Genomic DNA, 23,989 nt, shown 5'->3' with positions numbered 1-23,989 from the left:
GCTTGGCCACAATGAAAGATGTCGCCCGCATGGCGGGCGTTTCTACCTCGACGGTCTCCCACGTTATAAACAACGATCGCTTCGTCAGCGAGGCGATTCGTGAGAAAGTCGAAGCTGCGGTAAAAGAACTCAACTATGCGCCGTCTGCGCTGGCGCGCAGCCTTAAGCTCAACCAGACGCGCACCATCGGTATGCTGATCACCGCCAGTACCAACCCCTTTTATTCAGAACTGGTTCGCGGCGTGGAGCGCAGCTGCTTCGAGCGTGGCTACAGCCTGGTGCTGTGCAATACCGAGGGTGACGAGCAGCGCATGAATCGTAACCTGGAAACGCTGATGCAAAAACGCGTCGACGGGCTATTACTGCTCTGCACCGAAACGCACCAGCCCTCGAAAGAGATCATCCAGCGCTATCCTTCGATTCCCACCGTGATGATGGACTGGGCGCCGTTCGACGGAACCAGCGATCTCATTCAGGATAACTCCCTGCTGGGCGGCGATATGGCGACTCAGTACCTGATTGATAAAGGACACACTCGCATTGCCTGTATTACGGGGCCGCTGGATAAAACTCCGGCGCGTTTGCGTCTGGAAGGGTATCTCTCCGCCATGGAACGAGCGGGGCTTGCCATTCCTGATGGCTACCGGATCACAGGCGACTTTGAGTTTAACGGCGGTTTCGAGGCAATGCAGAAACTGCTAACGCAAAAGCCGCGTCCGCAGGCGGTCTTTATTGGTAACGACGCGATGGCGTTTGGTGCCTACCAGGCGTTGTATCAGGCGGGGCTACGCGTGCCGGACGATATGGCGGTGATTGGCTATGACGATATCGAACTGGCCAGCTACATGACGCCGCCGCTGACCACTATTCATCAGCCGAAGGATGAACTGGGCGAGCTGGCCATCGATGTGTTGATCCACCGTATGGCGCAGCCCACGCTGCAACAGCAACGGCTGCAGCTTACTCCTGTTCTGATGGAACGCGGTTCGGTTTAGCTTTCTCTTTGTGACGCTCTTTAATCAGGTTTCGGCCGTCTTTTGGTTTTAACAGCATAAAGACCAGCGCCGATACCACGGTAAGTGCGCCCATGGTGATAAAGGTATAGTGGAACTGCTCAACGGTATTCGCGCTGTCAAAACCCTCATAAAACCTCAGCACCGCTGCACTCACGGCAACCCCTAAACTGATCGACAGCTGTTGCGTTACCGCCAGCACGCTGTTGCCGCTGCTGGCGTTCTCGTCAGTCAGGTCGGCGAGGGTGATGGTGTTCATCGACGTGAACTGCGTCGACATCGCCATGCCCAACACAAACAGCGGCAGGATCAGCATCCAGACGGGTAACGCGGCGGATTGTAGCGAGAACTGCGCAATCATCAGACCGATAAAGACCGTCACGCCGACCAGCGTCTTACGATAGCCAAACCAGCGCAGCACCTGTGTCACGGTTGATTTTGCCAGAATCGAGCCCATTGCCGTGGGCGCCATCATGCAGCCAGCAATCAGGGCCGGGTAGCCGAAACCCACCTGCAGCATCAATGGCATCAGGAACGGCACACAGCCCGTCCCCAAACGAGACGCAATGTTCCCTGCAATCCCAACGGAAAACGTTCGGGTATTAAAGAGCCCCAGGGAGATTAACGGCGTCGGGTGACGACGCGCGTGACGTATATAAAGAAGGAATAACAGAATACCGCCGAGGATAACGGAGAGCGCTAACCACGTCGCGACGATCTTCTCGCCAAACAGCTCCATCCCGCTGGAGAATAACACCAGGCTCAGGCCAAACAGGAAAAAGCCGCCCATATCGAAGCTGCGCCTTGGCGTGGTGAAGTTCGGCATATATTTGCGGGCATACAGCAGCCCCGCAACGCCAATTGGAATATTAATCAGGAAGATCCAGTGCCAGCTTGCCCAGGTGACAAACACGCCACCGAGTACCGGGCCAAGAATCGGGCCGACCAGGCCCGGCATGGTGACGAAGTTGAGCACGGGAAGCAGTTCGCTCCTGGGGTAGGCCCGCAGCAAAGCAAGGCGTGCCACCGGCATCATCATCGCGCCGCCAATTCCCTGCAATACGCGGAAGATAACCAGCTCCGTTAAGGATGAGGAGAGCGCACAGGCCAGCGATCCAAGCGTAAAGAGCGTGACGGCCAGCATGAAAACTCTGCGGGTGCCAAAGCGGTCGGCCAGCCAGCCGCTGACCGGAATTAACATTGCGACCGTCAGGGTATAGCTGATGATGGCGGACTGCATCGCCAGCGGGGAGCGGTTAAGGCTTTGCGCTATAGCGGGAAGCGCTGTGTTGAGGATGGTGGCATCCAGTGCCTGCATAAAAAACGCCATGGCTGCAATCCACGGCAATCCGGCCATGCTGCGCGCTTTTTTCGTTGTCATTTATTTACCTGCTGGTGGGTTGGCGCGGCCAGCAATGCCTGGCACGCACTCAGGGCTCGCTGCCCGTCGCTTTCCTGGATGGCATCAACTATCGCCTGGTGCAAATCCAGTTTTACCACTTCGTTTTGTGTAATAGAGGTAAAGTAGGTGTGATACACCGAATGAAATAAAGAGGCAAAAGAGGTGAGGAACGGATTGGCGCTCATCATATAGATGTGTTCATGCCAGGCCATATCGACCTCAACCCAGCGTTCGCGGTTGAAGTTTTTTTTCAGGAACACCATCTCTTCCATCAGCGCGTTAAGCTGCGCTTTCTGCTCTGCTGTTCCCAGCGTGGCGGCAAGCAGACATGCCTGAGGTTCAAGGCTGCTGCGCATCACCAGAAAGTGATCGACGACCTGATGAAAGTTATCTTCCGTCATCCACCAGGAGAGCAGCTCCTGATCGAGAAAATTCCAGTTACTCTGTGGCATCACGCGCGTGCCAATGCGAGGGCGTGGAAGCACCATACCTTTTGCCGTTAGGGTTTTCACCGCTTCGCGCACGGCGGTACGGCTCACCCCAAACTGCTCACCCAGCTCCATTTCACCCGGCAGGATGCTACCCGGGGGATATTTACCCGCTAAAATCCGCTGAGCCAGCTTTTCTGCCAGCACGTACGACAGGTTTTTTTGGGCGGCCAGCTGTTGTGCGCTTAATGGCATCGCTTTTATTCCTTAAAGATTCATGCTGATAATTATGCCACCTCGAATGTGATTGTGGTTGCAGATACATCAAATAGAACAATTTGTAGCTTGATTTCACCTCTATTGGTGAAAAAAAACGCGGATGGAAACTTTTTTTAAATTTCCTCTTGTCACGTCGGAATAACTCCCTATAATGCGCCTCCACTGACACGGAACAACGGCACACACGCCGCCGGGTCAGCAGAGAAAAGCGAAATTAATCACTTGACTCTGAAGCGGGAAAGCGTAATATGCACACCCCGCGCCGCTGCGAAAAGCGAAGCGGCACTGCTCTTTAACAATTTATCAGACAATCTGTGTGGGCACTCAAAGTGACATGGATTCTTAACGTCGCAAGACGAAAAATGAATACCAAGTCTCTGAGTGAACATACGTAATTCATTACGAAGTTTAATTCACGAGCATCAAACTTAAATTGAAGAGTTTGATCATGGCTCAGATTGAACGCTGGCGGCAGGCCTAACACATGCAAGTCGAGCGGCAGCGGAAAGTAGCTTGCTACTTTGCCGGCGAGCGGCGGACGGGTGAGTAATGTCTGGGAAACTGCCTGATGGAGGGGGATAACTACTGGAAACGGTAGCTAATACCGCATAACGTCGCAAGACCAAAGAGGGGGACCTTCGGGCCTCTTGCCATCAGATGTGCCCAGATGGGATTAGCTAGTAGGTGGGGTAACGGCTCACCTAGGCGACGATCCCTAGCTGGTCTGAGAGGATGACCAGCCACACTGGAACTGAGACACGGTCCAGACTCCTACGGGAGGCAGCAGTGGGGAATATTGCACAATGGGCGCAAGCCTGATGCAGCCATGCCGCGTGTATGAAGAAGGCCTTCGGGTTGTAAAGTACTTTCAGCGGGGAGGAAGGCGATAAGGTTAATAACCTTGTCGATTGACGTTACCCGCAGAAGAAGCACCGGCTAACTCCGTGCCAGCAGCCGCGGTAATACGGAGGGTGCAAGCGTTAATCGGAATTACTGGGCGTAAAGCGCACGCAGGCGGTCTGTCAAGTCGGATGTGAAATCCCCGGGCTCAACCTGGGAACTGCATTCGAAACTGGCAGGCTAGAGTCTTGTAGAGGGGGGTAGAATTCCAGGTGTAGCGGTGAAATGCGTAGAGATCTGGAGGAATACCGGTGGCGAAGGCGGCCCCCTGGACAAAGACTGACGCTCAGGTGCGAAAGCGTGGGGAGCAAACAGGATTAGATACCCTGGTAGTCCACGCCGTAAACGATGTCGACTTGGAGGTTGTGCCCTTGAGGCGTGGCTTCCGGAGCTAACGCGTTAAGTCGACCGCCTGGGGAGTACGGCCGCAAGGTTAAAACTCAAATGAATTGACGGGGGCCCGCACAAGCGGTGGAGCATGTGGTTTAATTCGATGCAACGCGAAGAACCTTACCTACTCTTGACATCCAGAGAACTTTCCAGAGATGGATTGGTGCCTTCGGGAACTCTGAGACAGGTGCTGCATGGCTGTCGTCAGCTCGTGTTGTGAAATGTTGGGTTAAGTCCCGCAACGAGCGCAACCCTTATCCTTTGTTGCCAGCGGTTCGGCCGGGAACTCAAAGGAGACTGCCAGTGATAAACTGGAGGAAGGTGGGGATGACGTCAAGTCATCATGGCCCTTACGAGTAGGGCTACACACGTGCTACAATGGCGCATACAAAGAGAAGCGACCTCGCGAGAGCAAGCGGACCTCATAAAGTGCGTCGTAGTCCGGATTGGAGTCTGCAACTCGACTCCATGAAGTCGGAATCGCTAGTAATCGTAGATCAGAATGCTACGGTGAATACGTTCCCGGGCCTTGTACACACCGCCCGTCACACCATGGGAGTGGGTTGCAAAAGAAGTAGGTAGCTTAACCTTCGGGAGGGCGCTTACCACTTTGTGATTCATGACTGGGGTGAAGTCGTAACAAGGTAACCGTAGGGGAACCTGCGGTTGGATCACCTCCTTACCTTAAAGAACCTGCCTTTGTAGTGTCCACACAGATTGTCTGATGAAAAGTAAATAGCAAGGCGTCTTGCGATTGAGACTTCACGTCCCCTTCGTCTAGAGGCCCAGGACACCGCCCTTTCACGGCGGTAACAGGGGTTCGAATCCCCTAGGGGACGCCACTTGCTGGTTCGTGAGTGAAAGTCACCTGCCTCAGTATCTCAAAACTCATCTTCGGGTGACGTTTGAGATATTTGCTCTTTAAAAATCTGGATCAAGCTGAAAATTGAAACGACACATCTTTAATGGTGTGTTCGAGTCTCTCAAATTTTCGCAATCAGAAGTGAAACATCTTCGGGTTGTGAGGTTAAGCGACTAAGCGTACACGGTGGATGCCCTGGCAGTCAGAGGCGATGAAGGACGTGCTAATCTGCGAAAAGCGCCGGCGAGGTGATATGAACCTTTGACCCGGCGATGTCCGAATGGGGAAACCCAGTGCAATTCGTTGCACTATCGTTAACTGAATACATAGGTTAACGAGGCGAACCGGGGGAACTGAAACATCTAAGTACCCCGAGGAAAAGAAATCAACCGAGATTCCCCCAGTAGCGGCGAGCGAACGGGGAGCAGCCCAGAGTCTGAATCAGCTTGTGTGTTAGTGGAAGCGTCTGGAAAGTCGCACGGTACAGGGTGACAGTCCCGTACACGAAAATGCACAGGTTGTGAACTCGAAGAGTAGGGCGGGACACGTGGTATCCTGTCTGAATATGGGGGGACCATCCTCCAAGGCTAAATACTCCTGACTGACCGATAGTGAACCAGTACCGTGAGGGAAAGGCGAAAAGAACCCCGGCGAGGGGAGTGAAAAAGAACCTGAAACCGTGTACGTACAAGCAGTGGGAGCACCTTCGTGGTGTGACTGCGTACCTTTTGTATAATGGGTCAGCGACTTATATTCTGTAGCAAGGTTAACCGTATAGGGGAGCCGAAGGGAAACCGAGTCTTAACTGGGCGTTAAGTTGCAGGGTATAGACCCGAAACCCGGTGATCTAGCCATGGGCAGGTTGAAGGTTGGGTAACACTAACTGGAGGACCGAACCGACTAATGTTGAAAAATTAGCGGATGACTTGTGGCTGGGGGTGAAAGGCCAATCAAACCGGGAGATAGCTGGTTCTCCCCGAAAGCTATTTAGGTAGCGCCTCGTGAACTCATCTTCGGGGGTAGAGCACTGTTTCGGCTAGGGGGCCATCCCGGCTTACCAACCCGATGCAAACTACGAATACCGAAGAATGTTATCACGGGAGACACACGGCGGGTGCTAACGTCCGTCGTGAAGAGGGAAACAACCCAGACCGCCAGCTAAGGTCCCAAAGTCATGGTTAAGTGGGAAACGATGTGGGAAGGCACAGACAGCCAGGATGTTGGCTTAGAAGCAGCCATCATTTAAAGAAAGCGTAATAGCTCACTGGTCGAGTCGGCCTGCGCGGAAGATGTAACGGGGCTAAACCATGCACCGAAGCTGCGGCAGCGACGCTTATGCGTTGTTGGGTAGGGGAGCGTTCTGTAAGCCGTTGAAGGTGTGCTGTGAGGCATGCTGGAGGTATCAGAAGTGCGAATGCTGACATAAGTAACGATAAAGCGGGTGAAAAGCCCGCTCGCCGGAAGACCAAGGGTTCCTGTCCAACGTTAATCGGGGCAGGGTGAGTCGACCCCTAAGGCGAGGCCGAAAGGCGTAGTCGATGGGAAACAGGTTAATATTCCTGTACTTGGTGTTACTGCGAAGGGGGGACGGAGAAGGCTATGTTAGCCGGGCGACGGTTGTCCCGGTTTAAGCATGTAGGCGGAGGTTCCAGGTAAATCCGGTACCTTTTAACGCTGAGGTGTGATGACGAGGCACTACGGTGCTGAAGTAACAAATGCCCTGCTTCCAGGAAAAGCCTCTAAGCATCAGGTAACACGAAATCGTACCCCAAACCGACACAGGTGGTCAGGTAGAGAATACCAAGGCGCTTGAGAGAACTCGGGTGAAGGAACTAGGCAAAATGGTGCCGTAACTTCGGGAGAAGGCACGCTGATATGTAGGTGAAGCCCCTGCGGGTGGAGCTGAAATCAGTCGAAGATACCAGCTGGCTGCAACTGTTTATTAAAAACACAGCACTGTGCAAACACGAAAGTGGACGTATACGGTGTGACGCCTGCCCGGTGCCGGAAGGTTAATTGATGGGGTTAGCGGCAACGCGAAGCTCTTGATCGAAGCCCCGGTAAACGGCGGCCGTAACTATAACGGTCCTAAGGTAGCGAAATTCCTTGTCGGGTAAGTTCCGACCTGCACGAATGGCGTAATGATGGCCAGGCTGTCTCCACCCGAGACTCAGTGAAATTGAACTCGCTGTGAAGATGCAGTGTACCCGCGGCAAGACGGAAAGACCCCGTGAACCTTTACTATAGCTTGACACTGAACACTGGTCCTTGATGTGTAGGATAGGTGGGAGGCTTTGAAGCGTGGACGCCAGTCTGCGTGGAGCCGACCTTGAAATACCACCCTTTAATGGCTGGTGTTCTAACGTAGACCCGTAATCCGGGTTGCGGACAGTGTCTGGTGGGTAGTTTGACTGGGGCGGTCTCCTCCCAAAGAGTAACGGAGGAGCACGAAGGTTAGCTAATCCTGGTCGGACATCAGGAGGTTAGTGCAATGGCATAAGCTAGCTTGACTGCGAGAGTGACGGCTCGAGCAGGTGCGAAAGCAGGTCATAGTGATCCGGTGGTTCTGAATGGAAGGGCCATCGCTCAACGGATAAAAGGTACTCCGGGGATAACAGGCTGATACCGCCCAAGAGTTCATATCGACGGCGGTGTTTGGCACCTCGATGTCGGCTCATCACATCCTGGGGCTGAAGTAGGTCCCAAGGGTATGGCTGTTCGCCATTTAAAGTGGTACGCGAGCTGGGTTTAGAACGTCGTGAGACAGTTCGGTCCCTATCTGCCGTGGGCGCTGGAGAATTGAGGGGGGCTGCTCCTAGTACGAGAGGACCGGAGTGGACGCATCACTGGTGTTCGGGTTGTCATGCCAATGGCACTGCCCGGTAGCTAAATGCGGAAAAGATAAGTGCTGAAAGCATCTAAGCACGAAACTTGCCCCGAGATGAGTTCTCCCTGACCCTTTAAGGGTCCTGAAGGAACGTTGAAGACTACGACGTTGATAGGTCGGGTGTGTAAGCGCAGCGATGCGTTGAGCTAACCGATACTAATGAACCGTGAGGCTTAACCTTACAACGCCGAAGCTGTTTCGGCGAAGACAGACACGATTTTCAGCCTGATACAGATTAACAGAATTTGCCTGGCGGCTTTAGCGCGGTGGTCCCACCTGACCCCATGCCGAACTCAGAAGTGAAACGCCGTAGCGCCGATGGTAGTGTGGGGTCTCCCCATGTGAGAGTAGGGAACTGCCAGGCATCAAATAAGTGAAGAGGCCATCCGCAAGGATGGCCTTTTTGCGTTTAAGCATTCAGAAATTTGTAGGCCGGATAAGGCAAAGCTGCCACCCGGCAAGTCAGATCGCACTCCACTCCACAATAAACTCCGCAATCCCATCCACATCATTTAAATCCAGCATCGGAACTTCAAGCGGCAATACAACATCACTGGCCACCGCAATCACATGCTCATCCAGCGTTAACTCGCTGAAATCATGCCCGGCATCGCTTCTGAACAGCAGGATCTTAGGCACGGCCTCATGCTTAAATCCCTCAACCAGCACCAGATCCAGCGTGGCGTGATCCATCCGGCTGACCAGATAAGCGAGATCCAGCGGTGCCTCATCCGGCGTTTCTGTCATCAGCGCCCAGCGTTGAGTACTTGCCACCATCGTTTGCGCTGCACCCGCTTTACGCAACGCATAGCTATCTTTGCCCGGTTTATCGACATCCATATTATGGTGGGTATGTTTAATCAATCCTGGACGGATACCTCTGGCACAAAGCGCAGGAATGAGCTTTTTCAGCAGCGTGGTTTTTCCGGTCCCACTCCAGGCAGAAATGGCGACAACAGGTATCATCTTTTCTCCTGCATCATCTGCAAATCGTCAGGCGTATTCACATTCACAAAAGCTGATTTTAAATCGCTAAAATCAACGGGATGACCACCAGACTCGCGCATAAAAGCCATCACCCTGCGCTCTCCCGCAGCCAGATAGGACTGCAGGGCTGGCACCAGGGATCGGTGCATCAATGCGATAGCAGGATGATCACGCTCGCCGTCATGTACCCAAACCACAGGAGCCGTACCCCGAATCAGCAACAAACGTTCGACAAGACAGGACGGAATAAACGGGGTATCGCAGGGACAGAAGATGAACCACTCTCCGTGAGACTGTTGCATGACCGAAAGCATGCCGGCCAGCGGTCCCGGGTAATCCTCAAGGATATCCTGATAAACGGCATACCCGCTGAGCTGGTAAGTGTCGATATGCCGGTTAGCACTGATGACCATTGTCGACACCTGGCCTGCGAGCGTATCAGCGACACATTGCCATAAGGGTTTGCCGTTCAGGCGTTGAAGCCCCTTATCTTTTCCCCCCATTCGCGTCGCTCTGCCACCTGCCAGAACGACCCCAATGATTTCCTGGCTAAGATTCACGAATATCGCCTCTTTTATTGTGGGATTGACCCTGCTAACGTGTCACTCTAAATGAAAGGAGCACCACCATGAAATGTAAACGTCTGAATGAAGTTATTGAACTCCTCCAGCCCGCCTGGCAAAAAGAGCCAGAGCTAAATCTGATGCAATTTTTACAGAAACTGGCGAAAGAGTCAGGTTTTGACGGCGATCTGGCAGACCTTTCTGACGACATCCTGATCTATCACCTTAAAATGCGTGACTCTGCCAAAGATGCTGTTATTCCTGGTATTCAGAAAGATTATGAGGAAGATTTTAAGACCGCATTACTACGCGCTCGAGGCGTAATTAAAGAGTAAAAGCTTGTAAGCGGCGGCACCGAAATCGCCACAAGATGATATCCTGAATCATTCGTATAATTTCCGGATGATCGGATGAACGACCAGGCTTTTACTTTCCAGACATTACACCCGGACACCATTATGGATGCCCTGTTTGAACTGGGTATTCGGGTGGATTCCGGGCTAACACCGTTAAACAGCTACGAAAACCGCGTCTATCAGTTTCAGGACGAGGATCGTCAGCGCTTCGTCGTAAAATTCTATCGTCCTGAACGCTGGTCCGCAGAACAAATTCAGGAAGAGCATCAGTTTGCTCACGATCTGCTGGATGACGATGTTCCCGTTGCCGCACCGCTAAAATTCAATAACCAAACGCTCCTCACGCACGAAGGGTTTTACTACGCTGTATTCCCGAGTCTGGGTGGCCGCCAGTTTGAAGCGGATAATATCGATCAGATGGAGTGGGTTGCCCGCTATCTTGGGCGCATACACCAGACGGGACGCAAAAAAGCCTTTATTGCCCGCCCGACTATCGGGATTCAGGAATACCTTCTTGAGCCACGCGGAATATTCGAAACGTCTGCCATGATCCCTACTGCGTTAAAGGATGATTTCCTCAACGCCACCGATAAGCTCATTGCTGCGGTTAAAACCTGCTGGCGCGACGATATTTCCGTCCTGCGCCTGCATGGCGATTGTCATGCCGGAAATATCCTCTGGCGTGATGGCCCGCTTTTTGTCGATCTCGATGATGCACGTATGGGGCCAGCGGTTCAGGACCTGTGGATGTTGCTCAATGGCGACAAAGCCGAGCAACGCATGCAGCTTGAAACCATTATTGAAGCTTATGAAGAATTTAGCCCGTTTAATTCAGACGAAATTGCCCTGATTGAGCCTTTACGTGCGATGCGTTTTGTTTATTATCTCGCATGGTTAATCAGGCGTTGGGACGATCCCGCATTTCCCCGGAATTTCCCGTGGCTTACCGGAGAGGATTACTGGCGTAGCCAGATATCTACATTTACTGAGCAGGTCAAGGTTCTTCAGGAACCCCCTCTGCAATTAACGCCGATGTATTAATTGGACACACCCAGGAGAGAGTTAATCATGAAAAAAATTTGGCTGGCGCTGGCAGGTATGATTCTGGCATTTAGCGCTTCTGCTGCGCAGTTTACCGACGGCAAACAGTTCATCACGCTGGACAAACCGGTTGCTGGCGAGCCACAGGTTCTGGAGTTCTTCTCGTTCTATTGCCCACACTGCTATCAGTTCGAGCAGGTTCTGCATGTTTCTGACAACGTGAAGAAAAAGCTGCCAGAAGGCACCAAAATGACCAAGTACCACGTCGAGTTCCTTGGCCCATTGGGTAAAGATCTGACCCAGGCATGGGCGGTCGCGATGGCACTGGGCGTGGAAGATAAGATCACTGCGCCAATGTTTGAAGCCGTACAGAAAACCCAGACCGTTCAGACCACTGCGGATATCCGTAAAGTGTTCGTTGATGCCGGCGTGAAAGGGGAAGAGTATGACGCAGCATGGAACAGCTTTGTGGTGAAATCTCTGGTTGCTCAGCAGGAAAAAGCGGCTGCTGACCTCCAGCTTCAGGGCGTTCCGGCGATGTTTGTTAACGGCAAATACCAGCTGAACATGCAGGGCATGGACACCAGCAGCATGGATATCTTCGTACAGCAGTATGCTGATACCGTGAAATACCTGGTTGAGAAGAAGTAATTTCGCTGATGTAAAAACGCCGGTCACTGACCGGCGTTTTTGTATGAAGATTTAATATTGTTTATCTGTTCGTCTTTCTCTTTCCAGAGCGTATTAAGCCACTGCTGGAAACGACGCTTGAAATTCTTATCGTTAACGTAATCACCGTGCAGCCCGGCATCTATCGGGACCAGATCGACACGCACAACAATGCGCGTCAGTTTGCCGCTGAGCATATCGAAGAACGGCGTCTTATCGTTTTCCGGATAGCAGAGCGTGACGTTCAGGAGTTTATCGAACTGTGATCCCAGCACGTTAAGCGCCATCGCAATACCCGCAGCCTTTGGCGGCAGCAGATGCTGGTAAGGGGAGCGAGTTTGTTGATGCTTCTCTTCCGTAAACCGGGAGCCTTCAACAAAGTTCACGATGGTCGTTGGATGCGCGCGAAACTTTTCGCAGGAACGGCGCGTGGTATCCACATCTTTGCCGCGACGCTCGGGATGACGAATCAAATAGCTGCGCGAATAGCGTTTCATAAACGGCATATCAAGTGCCCAGCAGGCCAGCCCGATAAAAGGCACCCAGGCGAGCTGCTGTTTCAGAAAATATTTGTTCATCGGGATGTGTTTGCGAAAAAGTACGCATAACACCACGATGTCCGCCCAGCTGTGGTGATTGCAGATCAGCAGATACCAGTTCTTCTTGTTAAGACTCTCCAGCCCTTTGATATCCCACTTCAGATGCGAGTTCAGGCACAGCAGTATCGCCAGTCCTTCGCACCAGCAGTACATCATGAAGTTACAAAATGCGGACACGGCTCGCCACACCATGGGAACAGGCAGCAGCAGTTTAACGATCCCGGCGATGATGATCGGCACAGAGCAGGCGACAGTCACCAGGATAGTTAAAATGATGCTTAACAGTAATGTTATTGCTGCGAGCAATCTCGGCATGATGAGCTTTTTCAGGTAGTTAGCTGTAAGTGAGCGGTCGGCTATGCAACGCCGGGCGCTGATTTTACCAGAAAACAGACAAATTAATGGCGCTTTGACGTGATGATTTGGCCGCTTTTACCCTGTCGCAGACGATTTCTCTGTGATTGCGCGCTTAACAAGGCTTATATCCACATAGACTAAATTGCCATCAGTTGACCATATAGATAAGATCTAATGCTATAACAGCATGATAATTAAGATCTAAAAATTAACGCATATGTATTTTTTACGTCTGTTATTCATATGAAGTGAAAATATACACAAACTTATCCACAGTTTGATTTTTGCGAGCGATCCTCACGATCGCAAAATCTTTTCCTGTATCTGGCGCTAATACCTGATGTTTTCATCCTTCTGTGGCATCCTTTACCCATAAATTGATTAAAGGCACGGACATTATGGTTCAGATCCCAGAAAACCCTCTTATTCTCGTCGATGGCTCTTCTTACCTGTATCGGGCATATCATGCGTTTCCTCCTCTGACCAATAGCGCAGGGGAACCCACCGGCGCAATGTACGGCGTGCTGAACATGCTGCGCAGCCTGATCCTTCAGTATCAGCCAACCCATGCGGCTGTGGTCTTTGATGCGAAAGGTAAAACTTTCCGCGACGAACTGTTTGAGCATTACAAATCTCACCGTCCGCCAATGCCTGACGATCTGCGCGCGCAGATTGAGCCGCTGCACACCATGGTAAAAGCGATGGGGCTGCCGCTGCTGGCCGTCTCTGGCGTTGAAGCCGATGACGTCATCGGCACGCTGGCGCGTGAAGCAGAAAAGATGGGGCGTCCTGTGCTGATCAGCACCGGTGATAAAGATATGGCGCAGCTGGTGACGCCAGGCATCACCCTGATTAACACCATGACCAACACCATTCTGGGGCCAGAAGAAGTGGTCACAAAGTACGGCGTGCCGCCTGAGCTGATTATCGACTTCCTCGCGTTGATGGGCGACTCCTCGGATAACATCCCGGGTGTCCCTGGCGTCGGTGAAAAAACCGCGCAGGCGCTGCTCCAGGGGCTGGGTGGACTGGATACGCTCTACGCGGAGTCAGACAAAATCGCCGGGCTCTCCTTCCGTGGCGCAAAAACCATGGCCGGAAAACTGGAAGAGAACAAAGAGGTGGCTTATCTCTCCTATAAGCTGGCCACAATCAAAACCGATGTCGAACTGGAGCTGGGCTGTGAGCAGCTTGAAGTGCAACAGCCTTCCGCTGACGATCTGCTGAGCCTGTTTAAGAAATACGAATTCAAGCGCTGGACCGCTGACGTGGAAGCCGGTAAATGGCTGCAGGCGAAAGGGGCCAAACCTGCTGCAAAGCCGAAGGAGACAATCGTCGTTGACGCAGAAGAGCAGGCGGAAGAAGAAGCCGTGGCGCTTTCCTTCGACAACTACGAAACCATTCTTGAAGAGTCACAGCTGATCGCCTGGATCGAGAAGCTGAAAAAGGCGCCCGTCTTCGCCTTTGATACCGAAACCGACAGCCTCGATAACATCTCTGCCAATATGGTTGGCCTGTCATTTGCGACAGAGCCGGGTATTGCCGCCTACGTCCCTGTGGCGCACGATTACCTGGATGCGCCGGAGCAGATCTCCCGTGAACGCGTGCTTGAGCTGCTGAAGCCGATCCTGGAAGACGAAAAGGCGCTCAAGGTCGGGCAAAATCTCAAGTACGATCGCGGCATTCTGCAAAATTACGGCATTGAACTGCGCGGGATTGCCTTCGACACCATGCTTGAATCCTACATTCTGGACAGCGTCGCGGGCCGCCATGATATGGATTCCTTATCTGACCGCTGGCTCAAGCACAAAACGATCACCTTTGAAGAGATTGCCGGTAAAGGGAAAAATCAGCTCACCTTTAACCAGATTGCTCTGGAAGAAGCGGGGCGCTACGCGGCGGAAGACGCTGATGTCACGCTACAGCTGCACCTGAAGATGTGGCCAAAACTGCAGAAGCATGAAGGTCCGCTGAACGTGTTCCAGCATATCGAGATGCCGCTGGTACCCGTTCTGTCACGCATTGAACGCAACGGCGTGAAGATTGACCCAACGGTGCTGCATAACCACTCCGGGGAGCTGGCGCAGCGTCTGACCGAGCTCGAGCAAAAAGCGCATGAGCTTGCAGGCGAGCCGTTTAACCTCTCTTCGCCGAAGCAGCTGCAAACCATTCTGTTTGAAAAGCAGGGCATCAAGCCGCTGAAGAAAACTCCTGGCGGCGCGCCGTCAACCTCTGAAGAGGTGCTGGAAGAGCTGGCGCTGGATTACCCGCTGCCAAAAGTGATTCTGCAGTACCGTGGCCTCGCGAAGCTGAAGTCTACCTACACCGACAAGCTCCCGCTGATGATCAACCCGAAAACGGGTCGTGTGCACACTTCGTACCATCAGGCTGTCGCGGCGACCGGTCGTCTCTCATCAACCGATCCTAACCTGCAGAACATCCCGGTACGTAACGAAGAAGGCCGCCGTATTCGTCAGGCTTTCATCGCACCAGAGGATTATCTGATTGTCTCTGCTGACTACTCGCAAATTGAGCTGCGCATTATGGCGCATCTGTCCCGCGACAAAGGCCTGCTGACCGCGTTTGCCGAAGGGAAGGATATCCACCGGGCAACCGCGGCGGAAGTCTTCGGCTTGCCGCTGGACAGCGTGACCAACGAGCAGCGCCGCAGTGCTAAGGCGATCAACTTCGGTCTGATTTACGGCATGAGCGCATTTGGTCTTTCGCGCCAGCTCAACATTCCGCGTAAAGAGTCGCAGAAGTATATGGATCTCTACTTCGAGCGTTATCCGGGCGTGCTGGAATACATGGAACGCACCCGCGCGCAGGCGAAGGAAAAAGGTTACGTCGAAACCCTGGATGGCCGCCGTCTCTACCTACCGGACATCAAATCCAGCAACGCGGCGCGTCGCGCTGGCGCAGAGCGAGCGGCGATCAATGCCCCGATGCAGGGTACCGCGGCGGACATTATTAAGCGTGCAATGATCGCCGTTGATGCCTGGCTGGAAAAAGAGAAGCCTCGCGTGAAAATGATCATGCAGGTACACGATGAACTGGTATTTGAAGTGCACAAAGACGACCTCGACGCCGTGTCGAAGAAGATCCACGAACTGATGGAAAGCAGCATGACGCTCAACGTGCCGTTGCTGGTGGAAGTGGGAAGTGGCGAAAACTGGGATCAGGCTCACTAAGGGTTCTTCGCATAACGCGCTTTTTATGTAAGTTTGCAACATAACAACGCGCGTTTTGTGACAATCATTAGAATTCCCTATGTAAAGAATGAAAAAAAACTACAAAAAGTGCTTTTTCTGCAGCACAAAAAGGGGTAGAGTTGTCGGCGTAGGGTACAGAGGTAAGATGTTCTATCTTTCAGACCTTTTACTTCACGTAATCGGATTTGGCTGAATATTTTAGCCGCCCCAGTCAGTAATGACTGGGGCGTTTTTTATTGCGGCAAAGAAAAATTCAGGCAAAAAAAAACGCGGCTATCGCCGCGCTCGGTATTACTCTTCTTCCGCTTCCGTCGCGGGTTCCAGCTCGCTAAACCAGGTATCGAGCTTCTGACGCAGCTTGTCCACGCCCAGCTTTTTCAGCGAGGAGAACGGCTCAACCTGCACATCACCGTTGAACGCCAGCACCGCTTCGCGAACCATATTCACCTGCGCTTTACGCGCGCCGCTCGCCAGCTTATCGGCTTTCGTCAGCAGCACCAGCACGGCGATATCGCTTGCTACAGCCCAGTCGATCATCTGTTGATCCAAATCTTTCAGGGGATGGCGAATATCCATCAGCACCACCAGACCTTTCAGGCACAGGCGTTTTTCCAGGTATTCACCCAGCGCACGCTGCCACTTGATTTTCATCTCTTCCGGTACCTGCGCGTAACCGTAGCCCGGTAAGTCGACCAGGCGTTTGCCCTCTGCGACTTCAAAAAGGTTGATCAGCTGGGTACGGCCAGGTGTTTTTGAGGTACGCGCCAGGCTCTTCTGATTGGTCAGCGTATTCAGGGCGCTGGATTTCCCCGCATTGGAGCGGCCAGCAAATGCCACTTCAATACCGGTATCAGAAGGAAGGTGGCGAATATCGGGCGCACTGGTGACAAAATGCGTCTGTTGGTAGTTCCAGGTAGTCACGTGGTCGTCTCCAAAATCGTAATCTGAAGGGGATTATACCCGAATGCAGCCAAAAGGCTTTTCTGATTGCTATGAGCTGTAGGCGAATGCCCCAATCGGTGTGAGAGATCGGCCAGTGATGCTATGGGAGATTTCAGAGAATTCGCAGGCGTCAAAAAAGCCAAACTGTTTTAAATCATAAGCTTATTTCCGGGTAATTGTCTGAAAAATCCTTTTTGTACCGTTTCGTTGCTTGTTAGTTTAACGGAACAAGGTAAAGTGTGCGTCAGGGCGAGGAAGCCAACAGGAAATCGACTTAAGGATTAGGGTCAGGAGCGCCAGGAGGCGAAGACGCAGGATTGTCAGGATGACCAGCGCCTGGAGGCGTTTTAAAAGGAAATGGAACCGTATCACGGACGGTATTAGCCAAGGGATAAACAGGGTTTGTTGTTGGCAAACACGGAATGTCTGACCCGCTAAGGGTTGTGAGTCAGGAAAAAAGGCGACAGATTGCTCTGTCGCCTTTTTTCTTTGCTTGCTTTCTGCTAGATTTCGCCGCAATTCTATACTGAAGAAAACGACTTAAAGATAAAACATCATGAAAAAACCAACCTCCGCTGCGGGCGCGAAACGCCCTGCAAAAGCACGCCGCAAAACGCGCGAAGAACTGAACCAGGAAGCGCGCGATCGCAAACGCGACAAAAAACATCGCGGTCACGCTGCGGGTAGCCGTGCCAACGGTGGTGGTGCAGCGGGTGCTTCTGCAAAAGGCAAACAGCAGAAAGACCCTCGTATCGGCAGTAAAACTCCCATTCCACTGGGCGTGACAGACACCCTGGTCACTAAGCAGCACAAACCAAAGAGCGAGAAACCTATGCTTTCACCGCAGGCTGAGCTGGATTTGCTGGAGAACGATGAGCGCCTGGACGCGCTGCTGGAACGTCTTGAAGAGGGTGAAACCCTGACCGCTGAAGAGCAGTCATGGGTGGATGCCAAACTGGATCGTATCGATGAACTGATGCAGAAGCTGGGCCTGTCATACGACGATGACGAAGATGAAGAAGAAGACGAAAAGCAGGAAGATATGATGCGTCTTCTGAAGGGTGGAAACTAACATTTGCACCCGGCAGGCACGATAGTCCTGCTTATAACCCTTCCGGTTATATGTTATCTGGTGTGGTTATTCGTTAAACTACGGCGGTTGTCGCGGCGACAGAAGTGGCTGCGCACCCGAATGATGGCCCGCGATGGGGCCAGAACGGGCCGCCGTATACGAACGCGACACCAACGGAAGGAGTGAGCATGTCAGCACCAACTATCGACTGGGATTTGGCCCTAATCCAGAAATATAACTATTCCGGGCCGCGTTATACGTCATACCCCACCGCGCTGGAGTTCTCCGATGCCTTCGGCGAGGCTGATTTCCAGCAGGCTGTCGCGCGCTATCCTGAGCGTCCGCTGTCGCTCTACGTCCATATTCCGTTCTGCCACAAGCTTTGCTACTTCTGCGGCTGCAATAAAATCGTTACCCGTCAGCAGCACAAAGCCGACCAATATCTTGATGCGCTCGAACAAGAAATTGTCCATCGCGCGCCGCTTTTTGCTGGCCGTCACGTCAGCCAGCTGCACTGGGGCGGCGGGACGCCAACCTATCTGAATAAAGCGCAAATCAGCCGCCTGATGACCCTGCTGCGCGGCAATTTCAGTTTTAACGCCGACGCTGAAATCTCGATCGAAGTCGATCCGCGTGAAATTGAGCTGGATGTACTGGATCACTTACGCGCTGAAGGCTTCAATCGTCTGAGCATGGGCGTGCAGGATTTCAATAAAGAGGTTCAGCGTCTGGTGAACCGCGAGCAGGACGAAGAATTTATCTTTGCCTTACTCAATCACGCGCGCGAGATTGGTTTCACCTCGACCAATATTGACCTGATTTACGGCCTGCCAAAGCAAACGCCGGAAAGCTTCGCCTTCACCCTGAAGCGCGTGGCCGAACTCAACCCGGACCGCCTGAGCGTCTTTAACTATGCGCATCTGCCGACGCTCTTTGCCGCTCAGCGAAAAATCAAAGATGCCGATCTTCCTTCTGCCCAGCAGAAGCTGGATATCCTGCAGGAAACCATTACCTCGCTGACCGAAACCGGCTATCAGTTTATCGGAATGGATCACTTTGCTCGTCCGGATGACGAGCTGGCGATTGCGCAGCGTGAAGGCGTTCTGCACCGTAACTTCCAGGGCTACACAACCCAAGGCGATACCGATTTGCTGGGGATGGGCGTCTCCGCCATCAGTATGATTGGCGACTGTTACGCGCAGAACCAGAAAGAGCTGAAGCGCTACTACCAGCAGGTTGATGAAACGGGCAACGCGCTGTGGCGAGGCATCGCGTTAACGCGCGACGACTGCATCCGGCGCGATGTGATTAAGGCGCTAATCTGCAACTTCCGTCTCGACTTCAGCGACGTTGAGTCGCAGTGGGATCTGCACTTCAGCGATTATTTTACGGAAGACCTGAAGCTGATTGCACCGCTGGCGAAAGATGGGCTGGTGGATGTGTCGGAGAACGCGATTGAGGTCACGCCGAAAGGGCGTCTGTTGATCCGTAATATCTGCATGTGCTTTGACGCGTATCTACGTCAGAAAGCGCGACTGCAGCAGTTCTCGCGGGTGATTTAAGGCGCATTGCAAAATGCACAAAACGTAGGCCGGGTAAGGCGAAGCCGCCACCCGGCTTTTACGTTCAACTCGCTAGCTAAACAGCCCCACCAACGCCGCACACAACATGGCCGCAACGGCTGTCTGTGGCGTGTGGCTTTCAGCGGCTCCGCTAGAGAGCATATTCACGATTGTTTCCAGCATGATGTTCACCCCCAATTTCCGGGCACGATCATACAAAACTCATCGGAACAGTAAAGCGCAAAATAACGGCAATTTGCGCTCAATGAATAACCTTTACACAGCGGCGTGCGATCACTCCATTCCCAGCTCTTTAAGCTTGCGCGTCAGGGTATTACGTCCCCATCCCAGCAGGCGAGCGGCTTCCTGCTTATGGCCCTGCGTATGACGAAGCGCGGTAGTTAACAGCGTACGCTCCATCTCCGGCTGAGCTTCAGACAGCAGGTTTTGATGACCGGAACGCAGCGCGCGGTCGGCCCACTGCGCCAGCAGCGTCGCCCAGCTGTCCGGCAGCGCGTGCCCGGTACTGCTTTCAGGCGCGGTCGCTTCAAACAGCTCGGCCGGTAAATCCTGAATCAGCACTTCCTGCCCGGCGGCCATCACGGTTAACCAGCGGCAGGTATTTTCCAGCTGACGCACGTTGCCCGGCCACGCCAGACGCGTCAGAGCGGCATCGGTTTCCGGGTGAAGCTGCTTGGCTTCCACACCCAGCTCACGAGCGGCCACCTGCAGGAAATGGCGCGCCAGGCGGGGAATATCTTCCCGACGTTCACGCAGCGGCGGCAGATGAACGCGGATGACGTTCAGACGGTGGAATAAATCCTCACGGAATTTTCCTTCCTGCACGCGTTGCTCCAGGTTTTGGTGGGTCGCGGCGATAATGCGCACGTCCACCTTCACCGGCGCATAGCCGCCCACGCGATAAAACTGCCCGTCGGCCAGCACGCGCAGCAGGCGGGTCTGGACATCCAGCGGCATATCGCCAATTTCATCCAGGAACAGCGTGCCGCCGTCAGCCTGTTCGAACCGCCCCTGGCGAATGGTATTGGCGCCGGTAAATGCCCCTTTTTCATGGCCGAAAAGTTCGGACTCAATCAAATCCTTCGGGATCGCCGCCATATTCAGGGCGATGAACGGCGCTTTTGCCCGCGGGCTGTGGCGGTGCAATGCATGCGCCACAAGCTCTTTACCGGTTCCCGATTCACCGTTAATCAATACGCTGATGGACGAGCGGGACAAACGACCGATAATGCGAAACACGTCCTGCATCGCCGGCGCTTCGCCGATGATATCTGTCGTTGGCCCAAAATCGGGCGCGTGGCGCGGCTGTTGCTGCTCCTGATAATGGCTAATCGCGCGCTCAACCAGCGCCACCGCTTCGTCGATATCAAAGGGTTTGGGCAGGTAATCAAACGCCCCTTGCTGATAGGCGCTCACTGCGGCATCCAGATCGGAGTGCGCGGTCATTATGATGACCGGAAGCATAGGGTGGCGTTGTTTGATCTGCTTTAATAGCGCCAGCCCGTCCATGCCCGGCATACGAATATCCGAAAGCAGAACATCTGGCGTTTTGGTGGTGAGTGCGTCGAGCACTTCGCTGCCGCTCTCAAACGTCGTGCAGCTTAATCCTGCCCCTGTGAGCGCGCGTTCAAGCACCCAACGGATGGAGCTATCGTCATCGACTACCCAGACTATCCCTCGTTGCATAAACGTCACCTTTATTTTTTAATCGGCAGGAAAACCGAAAACTCGGTATGTCCCGGCCAACTGGTAAATTCAATTTTCCCGGAGTGTTGATCGATCAAACTGCGGGCAATGGATAAGCCCAGGCCGGTTCCGCCTTCGCGACCGCTTACCATCGGGTAGAACAGGGTGTCCTGCAAATGCGATGGAATGCCGGGCCCGTTATCCTCAACGTCGATTCGGGCGGCCAGCCGGTAGCGCACGCCGTGTAACGTGAGCTGGAAGGCGGTGCGGGTGCGTAAAATAATCTCGCCGCCTTCAGGCCCAAGCGCCTGCAGGGCATTACGCACAATATTCAACAGGACCTGCTCAATCTGGTCCGGGTCATGGGCCAGTTCCGGCAGGCTTGGATCGTAATCACGTACCAGCGTGACGTTCTCCGGCAGCTCCATTGAGACGAGCTTCACCACCCGCTCAGCCACTTTATGGATGCTTTCCGTGACGTGCATTCCCGGCTGCTGCGGACCGAGAAGACGGTCTACCAGATTCCGCAGACGGTCCGCCTGCTCAATGATGACGTTGGTATATTCCGCCAGCGCGGGATCGGGCAGCGCTTTAGTCAGAAGCTGCGCTGCGCCGCGTAATCCACCCAGCGGGTTTTTGATTTCATGCGCCAGACCGCGCACCAGGTCACGGGCGGCAATCTGCTGCGCGTGCTGAAGCTGCTCCTGGCTCAGCCGACGCTGATTATCCATCGGCGCCATTTCCAGCAGAATCAGGCCTTCGGGAAGACGTTGCGCGGTTAGCGACAGAATGTGCGAGCGCCCGTCGATCACCAGCGTCACTTCGTTATCGGTAAACCCCTGGCCGGCCTGCAAACTTTCCTGCATCAGGCCAATATTCAGTGAAAAATAGCTCAGGAGTTCAGGAAGCGGGGTGCCGAACAGTTTACGTGCGCTTTGGGCGAGCAGCTGCTGCGCGGCCGGGTTGGCGTAATGAACGGCCAGCTCGTCATCGACCAGCAATATGCTGTTAATCAAAGAATTGAGGATCTGCCCAGCATCGGGCAGCGTGCCAGTTGCCATTCAGCAGTCTCCTGGAGTCGTTTGCACTAATTTAGTGCAGTATAGCGTTTTCGGCGTAAAAAGCGCGTGAGATCAGGTTGTTGGTGGAGAAAAAAGCCCATCCGGAGATGGGCTAAAAGTTTCCACGGCAACTACCCCCGGCGCTTATCACGCCGGGTAAAACAACTTTAATTAAACGCTGTAGTACAGCTCGAACTCTACCGGGTGTGGCGTCATACGCACGCGGTCGTTCTCTTCCATACGCAGGGCGATGTAAGCATCGATAGCGTCGTCAGTGAATACGCCACCTGCAGTCAGGAACTCGCGGTCTGCGTCCAGGGCCTGCAGGGCTTCTTCCAGAGAGCCAGCAACCTGTGGGATCTCTTTCGCTTCTTCTGGCGGCAGGTCGTACAGGTTTTTGTCCATCGCTTCGCCCGGGTGGATCTTGTTCTTGATACCGTCCAGACCGGCCATCAGCAGTGCAGCGAAGCACAGGTATGGGTTAGCCGCTGGGTCCGGGAAGCGAACTTCGATACGACGTGCTTTAGGAGAAGCCACCACCGGAATACGGATAGAAGCAGAACGGTTACGTGCAGAGTAGGCCAGCATCACTGGCGCTTCGTAGCCCGGGACCAGACGCTTGTAGGAGTTCGTGGTTGGGTTCGCCAGGGCGTTGATTGCTTTAGCGTGTTTGATAACACCACCGATGTAATACAGCGCCTGCTCGGACAGACCGGCATATTTGTCGCCAGAGAACAGGTTGGTACCGTTCTTGGACAGAGACATGTGGCAATGCATACCGGAACCGTTATCGCCAAACATTGGTTTTGGCATGAAGGTCGCGGTTTTACCGAAACGGTGCGCAACGTTGTGCACAACGTATTTGTAGATCTGAATTTCGTCCGCTTTTTTGGTCATGGTGTTGAAGCGGGTTGCCACTTCGTTCTGACCAGCAGTCGCCACTTCGTGGTGGTGAGCTTCAACAACCAGGCCCATCTCTTCCATCACCAGACACATGGTAGAACGGATGTCCTGTGCAGAGTCGACCGGAGGAACCGGGAAGTAACCGCCTTTCACGCCAGGACGGTGACCTTTGTTACCGCCTTCGTATTTAGTGGAGGAGTTCCATGCACCTTCGATGTCGTCGATAGCCACGTGGGAGCCAGAAATAGAGGCACCGAAACGGATGTCATCGAACAGGAAGAATTCTGGCTCTGGCCCGAACAGAACGGTGTCTGCGATGCCGGTAGAACGCAGGTACTCTTCAGCGCGTTTCGCGATAGAACGTGGGTCGCGGTCGTAGCCCTGCAGCGTGCCTGGCTCGAGGATGTCGCAACGGATGATCAGGGTTGGTTCTTCGAAGAACGGATCAATGACCGCAGTGGTCGCGTCTGGCATCAGAACCATGTCGGATTCGTTAATGCCTTTCCAGCCACCAATGGAGGAGCCGTCAAACATTTTGCCTTCTTCAAAGAATTCGGCGTTCACCTGATGAGCAGGGATTGTGACGTGCTGTTCTTTACCTTTGGTATCGGTGAAGCGCAGATCAACAAACTTCACTTCATGTTCGTTCAGCATCGTCAAAACGTGTTCAGCGGACATACTTAACTCTCCAGATTGGTCATTGTCGTCGTGGTAACGAGGTCTTCAATTTCTGTTTGTACTGGCTGGTGCCATGTATTTTTTATAAAGCGAAATCTGTGCCAACTTTTAAATCACCC

At 53.4% G+C, this 23,989-nt stretch carries 18 protein-coding genes, 1 tRNA gene and 3 rRNA genes; 12 read left to right on the top strand and 10 right to left on the bottom strand.

Annotated features, from left to right (window positions below):
* The first annotated feature begins 2 nt into the window (after positions 1–2).
* Positions 3–995 (top strand): ribose operon transcriptional repressor RbsR, encoded by a 993-nt coding sequence (gene rbsR / locus EnteroDNA1_RS13810; RefSeq protein ID WP_073001901.1) that lies wholly within the window; start codon positions 3–5, stop codon positions 993–995.
* On the opposite strand, the gene mdtD is transcribed toward rbsR, so the two are convergent.
* Entirely contained in the window at positions 961–2,394 is a 1,434-nt protein-coding gene (mdtD, locus tag EnteroDNA1_RS13805; RefSeq protein ID WP_033144368.1) for a multidrug transporter subunit MdtD, read from the bottom strand. The genes rbsR and mdtD overlap by 35 nt on opposite strands.
* Positions 2,391–3,098 (bottom strand): FadR/GntR family transcriptional regulator, encoded by a 708-nt coding sequence (locus tag EnteroDNA1_RS13800; RefSeq protein WP_069303441.1) that lies wholly within the window; start codon positions 3,096–3,098, stop codon positions 2,391–2,393. Before EnteroDNA1_RS13800 ends, mdtD begins: the two co-directional genes overlap by 4 nt.
* A gap of 454 nt (positions 3,099–3,552) precedes the next feature.
* Here EnteroDNA1_RS13800 and EnteroDNA1_RS13790 point away from each other — a divergent pair.
* From EnteroDNA1_RS13790 to rrf, 4 genes are all read left to right on the top strand, one after another.
* A 16S ribosomal RNA gene (locus EnteroDNA1_RS13790) occupies positions 3,553–5,094 on the top strand.
* A gap of 84 nt (positions 5,095–5,178) precedes the next feature.
* Positions 5,179–5,254, top strand: a tRNA-Glu gene (locus tag EnteroDNA1_RS13785).
* A 183-nt stretch (positions 5,255–5,437) separates the two neighbouring features.
* Positions 5,438–8,342: ribosomal RNA gene (locus tag EnteroDNA1_RS13780) — 23S ribosomal RNA — on the top strand.
* Between the two features lie 67 nt (positions 8,343–8,409).
* Positions 8,410–8,525: ribosomal RNA gene (gene rrf, locus EnteroDNA1_RS13775) — 5S ribosomal RNA — on the top strand.
* Together the 16S, 23S and 5S rRNA genes with 1 tRNA gene alongside form the textbook arrangement of a ribosomal RNA operon.
* Positions 8,526–8,623: 98 nt before the next feature.
* Here the strand turns inward: rrf and mobB are convergent.
* Entirely contained in the window at positions 8,624–9,127 is a 504-nt protein-coding gene (mobB, locus tag EnteroDNA1_RS13770) for a molybdopterin-guanine dinucleotide biosynthesis protein MobB (RefSeq protein ID WP_033146978.1), read from the bottom strand.
* Complete coding sequence (gene mobA, locus EnteroDNA1_RS13765) at positions 9,124–9,708, bottom strand: molybdenum cofactor guanylyltransferase MobA (protein WP_047059138.1); 585 nt, start codon at positions 9,706–9,708, stop codon at positions 9,124–9,126. Before mobA ends, mobB begins: the two co-directional genes overlap by 4 nt.
* Positions 9,709–9,776: 68 nt before the next feature.
* On the opposite strand from mobA, the gene EnteroDNA1_RS13760 reads away from it, so the two are divergent.
* From EnteroDNA1_RS13760 to dsbA, 3 genes are all read left to right on the top strand, one after another.
* Positions 9,777–10,046 (top strand): YihD family protein, encoded by a 270-nt coding sequence (locus tag EnteroDNA1_RS13760; RefSeq protein ID WP_008501866.1) that lies wholly within the window; start codon positions 9,777–9,779, stop codon positions 10,044–10,046.
* Between the two features lie 75 nt (positions 10,047–10,121).
* Entirely contained in the window at positions 10,122–11,108 is a 987-nt protein-coding gene (locus EnteroDNA1_RS13755) for a serine/threonine protein kinase (RefSeq protein ID WP_047059140.1), read from the top strand.
* Between the two features lie 27 nt (positions 11,109–11,135).
* On the top strand, positions 11,136–11,759 hold the full coding sequence (gene dsbA, locus EnteroDNA1_RS13750) for a thiol:disulfide interchange protein DsbA (RefSeq protein ID WP_033146975.1): 624 nt from the start codon (positions 11,136–11,138) through the stop codon (positions 11,757–11,759).
* Between the two features lie 23 nt (positions 11,760–11,782).
* Here dsbA and EnteroDNA1_RS13745 read toward each other — a convergent pair whose 3' ends face one another.
* On the bottom strand, positions 11,783–12,691 hold the full coding sequence (locus tag EnteroDNA1_RS13745; RefSeq protein WP_064673045.1) for an acyltransferase: 909 nt from the start codon (positions 12,689–12,691) through the stop codon (positions 11,783–11,785).
* 440 nt (positions 12,692–13,131) lie between these two features.
* On the opposite strand from EnteroDNA1_RS13745, the gene polA reads away from it, so the two are divergent.
* Positions 13,132–15,924, top strand: a complete 2,793-nt coding sequence (gene polA / locus EnteroDNA1_RS13740; RefSeq protein ID WP_064673046.1) for a DNA polymerase I — start codon at positions 13,132–13,134, stop codon at positions 15,922–15,924.
* Between the two features lie 166 nt (positions 15,925–16,090).
* Positions 16,091–16,138 (top strand): spot 42 RNA, inhibition of DNA synthesis, encoded by a 48-nt coding sequence (locus EnteroDNA1_RS22705; protein ID WP_071892919.1) that lies wholly within the window; start codon positions 16,091–16,093, stop codon positions 16,136–16,138.
* Positions 16,139–16,236: 98 nt separating this feature from the next.
* On the opposite strand, the gene yihA is transcribed toward EnteroDNA1_RS22705, so the two are convergent.
* A complete protein-coding gene (yihA, locus tag EnteroDNA1_RS13735; protein WP_029741470.1) occupies positions 16,237–16,866 on the bottom strand; it encodes a ribosome biogenesis GTP-binding protein YihA/YsxC in 630 nt (209 codons plus the stop codon).
* Positions 16,867–17,443: 577 nt separating this feature from the next.
* Here yihA and yihI point away from each other — a divergent pair.
* Entirely contained in the window at positions 17,444–17,959 is a 516-nt protein-coding gene (gene yihI / locus EnteroDNA1_RS13730) for a Der GTPase-activating protein YihI (RefSeq protein ID WP_064673047.1), read from the top strand.
* A gap of 188 nt (positions 17,960–18,147) precedes the next feature.
* Positions 18,148–19,521, top strand: coding sequence for an oxygen-independent coproporphyrinogen III oxidase (hemN, locus tag EnteroDNA1_RS13725; RefSeq protein ID WP_069303440.1), 1,374 nt, complete (start codon positions 18,148–18,150; stop codon positions 19,519–19,521).
* 72 nt (positions 19,522–19,593) lie between these two features.
* On the opposite strand, the gene EnteroDNA1_RS22355 is transcribed toward hemN, so the two are convergent.
* The 4 genes from EnteroDNA1_RS22355 to glnA form a co-directional block, all read right to left on the bottom strand.
* Positions 19,594–19,704, bottom strand: a complete 111-nt coding sequence (locus tag EnteroDNA1_RS22355; protein ID WP_023333898.1) for a YshB family small membrane protein — start codon at positions 19,702–19,704, stop codon at positions 19,594–19,596.
* 111 nt (positions 19,705–19,815) lie between these two features.
* Positions 19,816–21,228, bottom strand: coding sequence for a nitrogen regulation protein NR(I) (gene glnG, locus EnteroDNA1_RS13715; protein WP_023309765.1), 1,413 nt, complete (start codon positions 21,226–21,228; stop codon positions 19,816–19,818).
* Between the two features lie 11 nt (positions 21,229–21,239).
* Positions 21,240–22,289 (bottom strand): nitrogen regulation protein NR(II), encoded by a 1,050-nt coding sequence (glnL, locus tag EnteroDNA1_RS13710; protein ID WP_008501857.1) that lies wholly within the window; start codon positions 22,287–22,289, stop codon positions 21,240–21,242.
* 171 nt (positions 22,290–22,460) lie between these two features.
* Complete coding sequence (gene glnA / locus EnteroDNA1_RS13705) at positions 22,461–23,870, bottom strand: glutamate--ammonia ligase (RefSeq protein ID WP_023309763.1); 1,410 nt, start codon at positions 23,868–23,870, stop codon at positions 22,461–22,463.
* Positions 23,871–23,989: the final 119 nt, after the last annotated feature.

This window comes from Enterobacter sp. HK169 (assembly GCF_001719105.1).
GTDB classification, from domain to species: domain Bacteria; phylum Pseudomonadota; class Gammaproteobacteria; order Enterobacterales; family Enterobacteriaceae; genus Enterobacter; species Enterobacter asburiae_B.
The sequence above is the reverse complement of the archived record's forward strand: the minus strand, read 5'-3'. Positions and strand labels throughout refer to the sequence as shown.